The following is an 11,601-nucleotide window of genomic DNA, read 5'->3' on the forward strand; positions in this document are numbered from 1 at the left end:
GCTGGGTTGCCCCCTCACAGGGTGCGGGATGATGGATGGGCTCCGCCTCGCATCTTCCTGGAAAGGCTCTGCACCCCATGGCACCGCGCATTCTGCTGGCCCGGCACGGGCAGACCGAGTGGTCGCTGTCCGGCAAGCACACGGGGCGGACCGATGTGCCGCTGCTGGAGGAGGGACAGCGGGGGGCGAAGCTGCTCGGGGAGCGGCTGCACCGGGCACCGCTGGACGGGCTGCCCGGGGTGGAGGTGCGGACCAGTCCGCTGGCACGCGCGCGTGCCACGTGCGAGCTGGCCGGGTTCGGGGAGCGCGCCGCCGAGTGGGACACGCTGATGGAGTGGGACTACGGCGCGTACGAGGGCATGACCCCGGCGGAGATACAGGCCGTGCGTCCCGGCTGGCTGATCTGGCGTGACGGTGTCCCCGGGGGCGAGTCCCTGGCCGAGGTCACCGCGCGGGCGGACGAGGTGGTGTCCTGGGCACGGTCCGCGGACCGGGACGTGCTGGTCTTCGCCCATGGGCACATCCTGCGGTCCATCGGCGCCCGCTGGCTGGGACTGCCGCTGGACTTCGCCGCCCGGATCAGGCTGAACCCGACCTCGCTCTCGGTCCTCGGCTGGGCGTACGGGGAACCGGCGCTGGAGAGCTGGAACGACACGGGCCATCTGGCGGGCTGACCGGACGGGCTCCCGGCTCACACCGCTCGCGGCACGCTCGCGTGCTTCTCCAGGAACGCCGACACTCCCGAGGCACGCCGGTGCGGCAGGAGCACCCGGGCCGTGCCCGCCAGCATCGTCTGGATCCGGGACGACTGGACCTCGCTGAGGAGCTCCAGGACGCGCAGGCCGGCCGCCGCGGCCTCGTCGGGGTGGCCGCCGCGCGCCAGGTCGTCCGCCAGTTCCGCCGTGTACAGAGCGGTGTTCCGGGTGAAGTGCGGGTCCTGGAGGTGTGCCGCGCGCCCCGCGTGCCGGGCCGCGCGGTGCCAGTCGCCCAGCGTCGACCAGCACTGGGCCTCCAAGCCCTCCAGCTCTGCCTCGCCGTAGAAGCTCATCCACTCGGGGTCGGCGTCCGAGCGGCCCCGGTCGAACAGGGCCTGGGCACGCGCGAGTGCCTGGGCGCAGCCCGTGCGGTCGGCGAGCCCGGCCCAGCCGCCCGCCTCGCGCAGCGCGAGCAGGGACAGCAGGCGCGCGGAGCCGAGGGGGCGGGCGACGCGCTGGGCGGCCTGCGCCGCGCGCACCGCCTCGCGCGGGCGGCCCGCGTCCCGCGCGAGGAACGACATGTTGCAGAAGGCGTGCGCCTCCAGCGCCGGGTCGCCGGCCATCCGGGCGGTCGCCAGCGCCTCCGCGTAGTGGGACCGCGCGTCGTCGAAGCGGCCCGAGTCGTGTGCCAGCCAGCCGACCGAGATGGCCAGCTCGCCCGCGCCCGAGTGGAGCCGTTCACCCGCCGCGTGCCGCGTGGTACCGGCGTCCAGCAGCTCGTAGGCGGCGCGCAACGGAGCCGCCGCGCGCCGGTACAGGCCGTCCGCGCCGTGCCGGTCGTCCAGCAGCCGGATCCTGCGGACCGCTTCCTCCACCACCTCCACCTCGCTCGTCCCGAGCCGCCGCGCGGGACGTTGCGCGGCCGTGGCGTCGAGGGCGAGCCCGAAGGGGCTGAGCGAGGCGGCGGCCACCGTGGCGCCTCCGCCGGTCATGAATGCGCGACGCAGCACGTCGCTCTCCTCGGTTTTCTCGTGCGGGTCGTACGGGTCTTGCGTGTCATACGGCTCGTACACCCCCCGCGTCTCACCCGCGGCACGTGCCGGGCTCGGGAGGTGCGCGAGGGGCCCGTCCTCGGCCTCACGCGTCCGGCGTCCGCGGACGGACGAACGGGGCGCGAAGCCCAGGTCGGTGAGCGTGCGACCGGGGAACATGTGCAGGAACACCCGTTCGTACGCGTAGTTGGGACACCGGATCTCGCCCGCCTCGACCCTGCCGACGTAGCGCGCGTCGCAGCTGACGCGCTCCCCGATCTCGCGCGCGGCCCTGCGGACCGCCGCGGCGAACTCGGCCGGCGAGCGCCGACCGCGCAACTGCCGGAACGCGAGGTTCGGTCGGGATGGTCTTGAGGGCTGGGTCGAGTCCAGCTCCGACGACGTCATGGCCGGGTCCTCTCGTGCGAACCGTCGAACCATGCCGGACCGGTGGACACTTGGGCGGTTTGTTCGCTTAGTGCCCCTGGTGTCCGGCGGGCAAGAACGTACCTGCTGTGTCGGACCCGCCACGCAGTGTTTGGCTACAAACCGGATATCTCATCCCGCATCTGCCATGAACTGCCATCCTTTGCGGCGCACTTGTGCCGTAGCTGTTGACGCGGTGACACGTTGAACCACACGGACCGGGAGCCGCCCGACTCCCGACCCGCGCTCGTTTCGAGGAGGGGTTCCGTGGTGGAGGCCGGAATGGAGACCGGACAGAGCATCGATCCCTGCACGCCGTCGTGCGCGGGAGCGGCCTGCGACCTGGTGACGGTGCCGGCGAGGCAAGGGCTGGAGGCGGTCGACATCCTCCGGCGCGGTGCGGGGGACGCGGTGGGACCCGTCCTGCACGACGACGGCTGCGACACCCTCGGGTTCGTGGTGCCGGCCGGGACGGCGGCGGCCTGGGACGTGCCGGGCAGCACCTGTACGCAGACCGACGGCCGGGGGCTGACCCTGGCTCCCGCGCCGCCGGTGGCGGGCTCCGACTGGCTGCTGCCGCCCGGCGAGGCGGACCTCGCGACGGATCCGGCGGTGCTGCGGGCGGCGCTCGGGGAGGCTGCGCGGCTGATCGAGGCGGCGGACAACTGCCGGTGACGGGCACGACCGCCCGCCGCTCCGCATAATGGGCCAATGGGCAGGTCCAAGAACTCCAGGCGCCACGAGGCGGCCACCGAAGCCGTCGTCGAGGCCGTCGACGGAGGGCTTGCCGAGCTGATACCCGACCGGGACCGGGCGCGCGCCTGGACGCTGCTCATCGACGGGGCGCCGCAGTCGCACGTCGACCTCGACGACCCGGCCTACCTCTCCTTCGAGTACCAGCGGCGGCTCGGGCACGTCATCGACCTCGTCGCCCCGCCCGGCAGACCCGTCCAGGCCGTGCACCTCGGCGGCGGCGCCCTCACCCTCGCCCGGTACGTCGCCGCCACCCGCCCCCGCTCCACCCAGCAGGTCGTCGAGCGCGACGCCCAACTCGTCCAACTCGTCCGCCGGGAACTGCCGCTGGACCGCAACGCCCGGATCCGGGTGCGCTCGACGGACGCCCGCGAAGGGCTCGCCAAGGTGCCCGACGGCTGGGCCGACCTCGTCATCGCCGATGTGTTCAGCGGCGCCCGCACCCCGGCCCATCTGACGTCCACCGAGTTCCTCGACGAGGTGCGCCGCGCCCTGCGCCCCGGCGGCTGGTACGCCGCCAACCTCGCCGACGGACCGCCGCTGGCGCATCTGCGCGGCCAGATCGCCACCGCCGCCGCCCGCTTCCCCGAGCTCGCCCTGGTCGCCGACCCCACGGTCCTGCGCGGCAAGCGCTTCGGCAACGCCGTGCTGGTCGCCGCCGACCAGCCGCTCCCGGTCGCCGAACTGACCCGGCGCGCCGCCTCGGACCCGCACCCGGGACGAGTCGAACACGGCCGGAACCTCACGGACTTCACCGGCGGCGCGACCCCCGTCACGGACGCCGCGGCGGTGGCCTCCCCGGCACCCCCGGCGTCGGTCTTCCGTTAGCCGCCGGGCCGGAAGGGCCTAGTAGTTCCCGATCTCCACCCGCGGCGCGCTGTCGTGCCAGGTGCAGAACACCGACACCCGGTCCGCTCCCCGCGCGAACTCCACCCGGATCCACGACTCCGTCTTCCACACCTGCATCGACCACCCCGTGCCGGGCGTCGCCGACACCAGCGTCGCGGAGGTCCTGCCGAGGTCGAACACCGCCCGGCCGCCCTCGGTGTCGTAGCTCTTGATGTGGCCGGAGGAGGTGGGCGAGGGGGCCGGGGCGGAGGTGGGCGTGCCGGACGGGCGGAGCGTGCCGGAGGGGGACGGCTTCGGCGCGGGGCTCTTCGGTGAGGCGGACTGCGACGGTGTCCCCCGCCGCGTCGAGGACGCCAGCGGCTTCGACTCCTGCGTCGTCGCGTCGCTGGCCGAGATGGGCAGGGCGCGCGGGGGGTCGTAGGCCGTGCCCGCCATGACCGTGTGCACGCCCCACCACGACAGCGTGACCGCCGCGCCCGTGGCGAGCGACCAAGCCAGTACGTGTACGAGTCCTCTGCGCATCGCGGGCCATACTGCCTCACGCGTCCCACAGGTGTCGCCCGGTTGTCCCCAGCGGGGGAGTTGTCCACAGGCTCCGACCGGGCTCGTCCGCATGGCGTACGGTGCGGCGCATGGCAAGTGTGCTCGTGGTCGAGGACGACCAGTTCGTGCGCTCGGCCCTCATCCGGCATCTGACCGACGCCGCACACACCGTGCGCAGCGTCGGCACCGCCCTGGAGGCGCTGCGCGAGGTCGCCCATTTCCGTTTCGACGTGGTCATCCTGGACCTCGGTCTGCCCGATCTGGACGGGTCCGAGGCGCTGAAGATGCTGCGCGGCATCACCGACGTGCCTGTGATCATCGCCACGGCCCGCGACGACGAGACGGAGGTCGTCCGGCTGCTGAACGCGGGCGCCGACGACTATCTGACCAAGCCGTTCTCCGTCGATCACCTGTCCGCCCGGATGGCCGCCGTACTGCGCCGGGCCCGCTCCCACGGCGCCGAGGCCGCCCCCTCCTCCGTGCTGCGCGTCGGCGGCCTCACCGTCGACCCGCTGCGCCGCCAGGCCGAACTGGACGGCGCCCGGCTCGACCTCACCCGCCGCGAGTTCGACCTGCTCGCCTTCCTGGCCGGCCGCCCGGGAGTCGTCGTCCCCCGCAAGGAACTGCTCGCCGAGGTGTGGCAGCAGTCCTACGGCGACGACCAGACCATCGACGTCCACCTGTCGTGGCTGCGCCGCAAGCTCGGCGAGACCGCCGCGAGCCCGCGCTATCTGCACACCCTGCGCGGGGTCGGCGTGAAGCTGGAGCCACCGCTGTGAGGTGGGCCCTGGTCAAGGTCTCGCTGGCGGTCACCACCATGGTCGTGCTGGCCTTCGCCGTGCCGCTCGGACTCGTCATCAAGGAGATGGCCCGCGACCGCGCCTTCTCCAACGCCGAGCGGGAGGCCGCCGCGGTCGCCCCGGCGCTGTCCATCACCACCGACCGCGACCAGCTCGAACGCGTCGTGGCCTCGGCCGGCTCCGAGGCGGAGATGGCCGTGCACATACCGGCGGCCGACGGTGCGCAGGCCGTCGGCATCGGCCGGCAGCGCGCCGCGGACGACGACATCGCGACCGTACGGCGGCTCGGCCGCGCCTCCACCACCGAGGTGCCCGGCGGCTCCACCCTTCTGCAGCCCGTCGCCCTGAGCTCCGGCGCGATCGCGGTCGTGGAGGTCTACGTCCCCGAGGCCGAGGTCAGCAATGGCGTCTCGACGGCCTGGGCGGTCCTCGCCGCCGTCGGTGTCGCGCTGATCGTCGGCTCGGTCGCCGTCGCCGACCGGCTCGGCGTGCGGATGGTGCAGCCCGCCCAGCGCCTGGTCGAGGGCGCGCACGAACTGGGGGAGGGCAAGCTCGGGGCCAGGGTGCCGGAGGAAGGGCCGACCGAACTGCGGCTGGCCGCCGCCGCGTTCAACTCCATGGCCGACCAGGTCGTCCAGCTGCTCGCCAACGAGCGGGAGCTGGCCGCCGATCTGTCGCACCGGCTGCGGACCCCGCTGACCGTGCTGCGGCTGAACACGGCCTCGCTCGGGGACGGTCCCGCCGCCGAGCAGACCCGGGCCGCCGTCGCCCAGCTGGAGCGGGAGGTCGACACCATCATCCGGACCGCCCGGGAGGCCAAGCCGCAGACGGCCGCGGCCGGCCCGGGCGCCGGGTGCGACGCGGCCGAGGTGGTCCGCGAGCGGATGGCGTTCTGGTCGGCGCTCGCGGAGGACGAGGGCCGCAAGGTCCGGGTGGCCGGGATCGACCGGCCGGTGCGCATACCGGTGGCCCGGGCCGACCTGGCCGCCGCGCTGGACGCCCTGCTCGGCAATGTCTTCCGGCACACCGCCGAGGGCACGGCCTTCGCGGTCGACGTGCACAACGGCGAGGACGCGGTGATCGTGCTGGTGTCGGACGCCGGGCCCGGCATACCCGACCCCGAGGCGGCGATGGCCCGCGGGCGGGGCTCGGGCAGCGCCGGGTCGACCGGGCTCGGCCTGGACATCGTGCGCCGGCTCGCGGAGTCGACCGGCGGGGACGTGCGGATTGGGTCCTCCGTGCTCGGCGGGACCGAGGTGCGGATCTGGATCCAGCTCGACGGGCGGGCGCCCGAGCGCCGCGGGCACCGGGTGCGCAGACGCCGCAGCGGCCGACTGGTCTCGACCATTAACCGCCCCCGATCCCTTCCTTAAGCGCGCCCTAAGATCCGCAAGCCCAGCCCCGATCACGGCGTTTGCCCGATTCCGCATCGCTAGCGTGCTGCCGCACCCCCTCCCCCGTGAGCAGTGAAAGCAGGCAGGCGATGAGCACCCACCGACGCAGGGTCAGCGGCAGGAACAAGGCGATAGGCGGTGTCGTCGCCGCGGCGGTGGTCGGTGGCGGCGCCGTCTTCCTCACCGGCACCGCGCAGGCGGCCGGCGTGGGCGCCGCGTACACCAGGACCAGTGACTGGTCGACCGGGTACACCGCGCAGTACGTCGTCACCAACGACACCGGCTCGCCGAAGCCCGAATGGACCCTCACCTTCGACCTGCCGCCGGGGGCGAAGCTGAGCTCGCTGTGGAACGCCGAGTCCCGGGTCAGCGGTGCCCGCGTCACCGTGACGCCGGCGGCCTGGGACAAGGACGGCCTCGCGGCCGGGGAGTCGGTCACCGTCGGTTTCGTCGTCAACGGCACCGGCGACCCCACCGGCTGCCTCGTGGACGGCGTCAAGTGCTCCGCCGACCAGGGCGCGACGCCGGAGCCCACCGGCCGCCCGACCGGGACGCCCACCCCGACCCCGACGCCCACCCCGACCCGGACCGCCACCCCCACCCCCACCGCCGAACCCACGGCGTCGACCGGCACCGGCACCACGACCAACGCCGGATTCGCCCCGTACGTCGACACCTCCCTCTACCCGGCCTTCGACCTGGTCGCCACCGCCGAGGCCACCGGGGTGAAGGACTACAACCTCGCCTTCGTCACCGACGGCGGCGGCTGCACGCCCAAGTGGGGCGGGGTGACCGACCTGGCGAGCGACGCGGTGGCCGCGCAGATCGGCGCCCTGCGCGCCAAGGGCGGCGACGTCCGGGTCTCCTTCGGCGGCGCGGCCGGCAGCGAACTGGCGACGACCTGCTCCTCGGCGGACGCGCTGGCGACGGCGTACGGCAAGGTCGTGGACGCCTACGACCTCACCAAGGTCGACTTCGACGTCGAGGGCGGCGCGCTGCCCGACACCGCGGCCAACACCCGCCGCGCCCAGGCCATCGCCAAGCTCCAGAAGGCTCACCCCGGCCTGGACGTCTCCTTCACCCTCCCGGTGATGCCGGAGGGCCTGACCCAGCCCGGCGTGGACCTGCTGGCCGACGCCAGGAAGAACGGGGTGGGCATCGACGCCGTCAACATCATGGCGATGGACTACGGCCCCGCCTACAGCGGCGACATGGGCACCTACGCCGAGCAGGCCGCCACCGCCACCCAGGCGCAGATCAAGGGCGTCCTCGGCCTCTCCGACAGCGCCGCCTGGCAGACCGTCGCGGTCACCCCGATGATCGGCGTCAACGACGTCGTCACGGAGATCTTCACGGTCCAGGACGCCACCCAGCTGGTGAACTTCGCCAAGGCCAAGGGCCTCGGCTGGCTGTCGATGTGGTCGGCGACCCGCGACAAGGCCTGCCCCGGCGGCCCGAAGCCGGCGGCCGACCCGACCTGCAGCTCCGTCGACCAGGACAAGAACGCCTTCGCCAAGGCGTTCGCGGCCTACAAGTAGCCGGGCAAGCAGCCGGGCAAGCAGCCGGAAAGAGCGGGGCGCGGCGCCCCCCCGTGAAGCGCCGCGCCCCGCCCCCCGTCAGACCGACTCCACCTCCGGCAGCGCCCCCGACCGAGCCGCCTGTCCGTACCACAGGGCGCTCGACTTCGGGGTCCGCTCCAGGGTCGTGTAGTCGACGTACACCGCGCCGAAGCGCTTGCTGTAGCCGTAGGACCACTCGAAGTTGTCCATCAGGGACCACAGGTAGTAGCCGCGCACGTCCGCCCCGTCCTCGATGGCGCGGCGGACCGCGCAGAGGTGGCCGTGGAGGTAGGCGATGCGCTCCGGGTCGTGGACGGTGCCGTCGGGCTCGGGCTTGTCGTCGTAGGCCGCGCCGTTCTCCGTGACGTACAGCGGCAGACCGGGGGCCAGCCGGGTGTAGCGCATGATCAGGTCGTGCAGGCCGGTCGGGTCGATCGTCCAGCCCATCTCGGTGCGCTCGCCCGGCGTCTGGTGGAACGCGACGTCCTCCGCGGCCGGCCAGGGGGAGTGCGGGCTCGCCCCGTGACCGTCCGCCCGCGGGCCCGCGGGGGCCGACGCGGCGGCCGACACCAGCGTCGGCGTGTAGTAGTTGAGGCCCAGCGCGTCCAGCGGCTGGTGGATCAGCGCCAGATCGCCGTCCTCGACGAACGACCAGTCCGTCAGCGACCGGGTCGCGGTCAGCAGCGACTGCGGGTAGGTGCCCTGCAGCATCGGGCCGTGGAAGACGCCGTTGGCCAGGTCGTCGATCCGCTGCCGGGCCGCCAGGTCCGCCGGGTCGTCCGAAACCGCCCGGACCACCGAGGAGTTCAGGCTCACCGCCACCGAGTTGCGGGCCGGCATCGCCGAGCGCAGGGCCGAAGTCCCCAGTCCGTGCGCCAGGTTCAGGTGGTGCGCGGCGCGCAGCGAGGCCGCCGGGTCGGTCCGGCCGGGCGCGTGCACGCCCGAGGCGTACCCGAGGAACGCGCTGCACCAGGGCTCGTTGAGCGTGATCCACTGCTCGACCCGGTCGCCGAGCGCCTCACCGACGATCTGCGCGTACTCGGCGAACCGGTAGGCCGTGTCCCGCTCCGGCCAGCCGCCCGCGTCCTCCAGCTCCTGCGGCAGATCCCAGTGGTAGAGCGTGACGGCCGGCTTGATGCCGTGCGCCAGCAGCTCGTCGACCAGGTTGCGATAGAAGTCCAGGCCCCGTTGCACGGCCGGGCCCCGGCCGGTCGGCTGCACCCGCGACCAGGAGACCGAGAAGCGGTACGCGGTCAGGCCCAGCTCGGCCATCAGCGCCACGTCGTCGCGGAAGCGGTGGTAGTGGTCGACAGCGATGTCACCGGTCTCACCCCCCGCCGTCTTGCCCGGCGTATGGCTGAAGGTGTCCCAGATCGAGGGGGTACGGCCGTCCTCCCGCACCGCCCCCTCGATCTGGTACGCGGAGGTGGCTGCCCCCCAGAGGAAGGCGGGTGGAAAGGTCACCGGGGTCACCGGCTGTGCGGACTCAGACATGAAAGCGCTCCCATCGAAGGCCGTGGAGACCTACGGGTAGGGGGAAGAGGGGAGAAGGCGGGCAGCAGGGGCCGGAGCGGTGATGACCCGGCCCCCGGGGCAGCGGGGGCGGTGCGGCGGCGTCAGCCCTTGACCGCGCCCTGCATGATGCCGCCGACGATCTGCTTGCCGAAGATCGCGAAGACGAGCAGCAGCGGCAGCGTGCCCAGCAGTGCGCCCGCCATGATCAGGGACTGGTCCGGCGTATAGCCGCGGCCCAGGCCCGCGACCGCCACCTGCACGGTCGGATTGCCGGTCTGGGTGAGCACCAGGAAGGGCCAGAGGAAGTCGTTCCAGGTCTGCACGAACATCAGCATCCCCAGCACCGCCATCGCGGGCCGGGCCGCGGGGAACACCACGTGCCAGATCACGCGCCAGCTGCTCGCGCCGTCCACCCGTGCCGCCTCGATGATCTCGTCGGGCAGCGCCTGGATCAGGTACTGCCGCATGAAGAACACACCGAACGCGCTCACCAGGGAGGGCAGGATGACCGCCTGCAGCTGGTCGGACCAGTCGAGTTCGGCGACCATCATGTACAGCGGGATCACACTGAGCTGCGGCGGCACCATCATCGTGCCGATCACGATCAGCATCATCGCGCCACGGCCCTTGAAGCGCAGTTTGGCGAAGGCGAACCCGGCGATCGTCGACAGGAACACGATCGTCAACGACGACACCCCGGCCACGAAGGTGGTGTTGAGGAACGCCTCGCCCAGGTTGGCGTCGTTCCAGGCGAGATCGAGGTTGTCGAAGAGGTTCCCGCCGAACCAGAACGGCGGCGGCGTCTCGGCCAGCCGCTGGTTGTCGCGGGAGGCGGCGATCGCCGTCCACACCAGCGGGAACAGCGAGCCGATGGTGAACAACGCGAGGATCACGTACGCGATCGGTCCCGCGTGCAGGGTCCCGCCGGCCCGTGCCGCCTTCGGCCCTCGCACACGTCGGCGCTCCTGCGGAGCCTCGGGTTTCGTCAAGGTCGTCGTCACGGCCGGTCTCCTAACTACTGGCGCGCAGCCGGCGCGAGATGACGTAGTTGATGATCCCGACCAGGATGAGGATCAGGAACATCGTCCAGGCGATGGCGGAGGCACGGCCCAGATGCTGGTTCACCCAGCCCTGCTCGTACAGATACAGGCCGAGCGTCTGGAACTGGTGCTGGGATCCGCCCGAGGCGCCCTTGTTCGCGTCGAACAGCAGCGGCTCGCCGAAGACCTGGGAGGCACCGATGGTCGACACGACGACGGTGAACAGGATCGTCGGGCGCAGCGAGGGCAGCGTGACATGGAGGAACTGCTGCCAGCGGCTCGCCCCGTCCAGCGCGGCCGACTCGTACAGATCCTGCGGGATCGCCTGCATCGCGGCCAGGTAGATCAGCGCGTTGTAGCCGGTCCAGCGCCAGATGACGATCGTGGAGACCGCGATCTGCGAGGCCCACTTGTCGTTCTGCCAGTCGATGTTGTCGATCCCGACCGCACCGAGCGCCCAGTTGATCATGCCGTAGTCGCGGCCGAAGAGCAGCACGAAGACCAGCGAGGCGGCGGCGATCGAGGTCGCGTACGGCGCCAGCATGGCGACCCGGTAGAAGGTCGAGGCGCGCAGCTTGTAGTTGAGGATGTGCGCGATGCCCATCGCCATCAGCAGCTGCGGAACGGTCGAGATGATGCCGATGGTCAGCGTGTTCTGGGCGGCGTTCCAGAAGAAGTCGTCGTCGAAGATCCGGGTGTAGTTGCGCAGGCCGACCCAGTTCATGTCGGTCGGCGCGGTCAGCTCCACCTGGTGCAGCGAGGCCCAGCCCGTGTACAGCAGCGGGAACAGGCCGAAGGCGAGGAACAGCAGGAAGAACGGCGAGACGAAGGCGTACGGGCTCCACCGCACGTCCCGCTGCCAGCGGCGGGACAGCCGCTTGCGGCGCCGCAGCTCCTGCTCGGTCACCGGACCGCCGCCGGACGGGCGGCCCGGGGCCGCGCCCCCCTCCTTGAGGGGGGACGCGGCGGCGGTGTCGTGCCCAGTGGTCATACGGG

General features: G+C 72.6%; 11 protein-coding genes. 6 read left to right on the forward strand and 5 right to left on the reverse strand.

Annotated features, from left to right (window positions below; all coding sequences use genetic code 11):
• Nucleotides 1–77 precede the first annotated feature (77 nt).
• Nucleotides 78–674 carry a histidine phosphatase family protein gene (locus ACFYW5_RS06600; protein ID WP_389415831.1) on the forward strand — a complete coding sequence of 199 codons (597 nt, stop codon included), beginning with the start codon at nucleotides 78–80 and terminating at the stop codon, nucleotides 672–674.
• A 17-nt stretch (nucleotides 675–691) separates the two neighbouring features.
• Here the strand turns inward: ACFYW5_RS06600 and ACFYW5_RS06605 are convergent, their stop codons facing one another.
• A complete protein-coding gene (locus ACFYW5_RS06605) occupies nucleotides 692–2,134 on the reverse strand; it encodes a hypothetical protein (protein ID WP_389415832.1) in 1,443 nt (480 codons plus the stop codon).
• A gap of 285 nt (nucleotides 2,135–2,419) precedes the next feature.
• On the opposite strand from ACFYW5_RS06605, the gene ACFYW5_RS06610 reads away from it, so the two are divergent.
• Nucleotides 2,420–2,827 (forward strand): hypothetical protein, encoded by a 408-nt coding sequence (locus ACFYW5_RS06610; protein ID WP_389415833.1) that lies wholly within the window; start codon nucleotides 2,420–2,422, stop codon nucleotides 2,825–2,827.
• Between the two features lie 36 nt (nucleotides 2,828–2,863).
• A complete protein-coding gene (locus tag ACFYW5_RS06615) occupies nucleotides 2,864–3,733 on the forward strand; it encodes a spermidine synthase (RefSeq protein WP_389415834.1) in 870 nt (289 codons plus the stop codon).
• A gap of 18 nt (nucleotides 3,734–3,751) precedes the next feature.
• On the opposite strand, the gene ACFYW5_RS06620 is transcribed toward ACFYW5_RS06615, so the two are convergent.
• Nucleotides 3,752–4,276 carry a hypothetical protein gene (locus tag ACFYW5_RS06620; protein ID WP_389415835.1) on the reverse strand — a complete coding sequence of 175 codons (525 nt, stop codon included), beginning with the start codon at nucleotides 4,274–4,276 and terminating at the stop codon, nucleotides 3,752–3,754.
• Between the two features lie 110 nt (nucleotides 4,277–4,386).
• On the opposite strand from ACFYW5_RS06620, the gene ACFYW5_RS06625 reads away from it, so the two are divergent.
• From ACFYW5_RS06625 to ACFYW5_RS06635, 3 genes are all read left to right on the forward strand, one after another.
• Nucleotides 4,387–5,076 (forward strand): response regulator transcription factor, encoded by a 690-nt coding sequence (locus ACFYW5_RS06625; protein WP_389415836.1) that lies wholly within the window; start codon nucleotides 4,387–4,389, stop codon nucleotides 5,074–5,076.
• The gene (locus ACFYW5_RS06630; protein WP_389415837.1) at nucleotides 5,073–6,470 is read left to right on the forward strand and encodes a sensor histidine kinase; all 1,398 of its coding nucleotides are present in this window, start codon (nucleotides 5,073–5,075) and stop codon (nucleotides 6,468–6,470) included. The genes ACFYW5_RS06625 and ACFYW5_RS06630 overlap by 4 nt, the downstream gene beginning before the upstream one ends.
• 110 nt (nucleotides 6,471–6,580) lie before the next feature.
• Nucleotides 6,581–8,029, forward strand: a complete 1,449-nt coding sequence (locus tag ACFYW5_RS06635; RefSeq protein ID WP_389415838.1) for a cellulose binding domain-containing protein — start codon at nucleotides 6,581–6,583, stop codon at nucleotides 8,027–8,029.
• A 78-nt stretch (nucleotides 8,030–8,107) separates the two neighbouring features.
• On the opposite strand, the gene ACFYW5_RS06640 is transcribed toward ACFYW5_RS06635, so the two are convergent.
• The 3 genes from ACFYW5_RS06640 to ACFYW5_RS06650 all read right to left on the reverse strand — a co-directional run bounded on the left by ACFYW5_RS06640 (nucleotide 8,108) and on the right by ACFYW5_RS06650 (nucleotide 11,596).
• Nucleotides 8,108–9,544, reverse strand: a complete 1,437-nt coding sequence (locus tag ACFYW5_RS06640; RefSeq protein WP_389415839.1) for a GH1 family beta-glucosidase — start codon at nucleotides 9,542–9,544, stop codon at nucleotides 8,108–8,110.
• Nucleotides 9,545–9,666: 122 nt separating this feature from the next.
• Nucleotides 9,667–10,566, reverse strand: coding sequence for a carbohydrate ABC transporter permease (locus ACFYW5_RS06645; protein WP_389415840.1), 900 nt, complete (start codon nucleotides 10,564–10,566; stop codon nucleotides 9,667–9,669).
• 10 nt (nucleotides 10,567–10,576) lie between these two features.
• Nucleotides 10,577–11,596, reverse strand: coding sequence for a carbohydrate ABC transporter permease (locus ACFYW5_RS06650; protein WP_389415841.1), 1,020 nt, complete (start codon nucleotides 11,594–11,596; stop codon nucleotides 10,577–10,579).
• Nucleotides 11,597–11,601 lie beyond the last annotated feature (5 nt).

The organism is Streptomyces sp. NPDC002779 (genome assembly GCF_042888685.1).
In the GTDB taxonomy this organism is placed as follows: domain Bacteria; phylum Actinomycetota; class Actinomycetes; order Streptomycetales; family Streptomycetaceae; genus Streptomyces.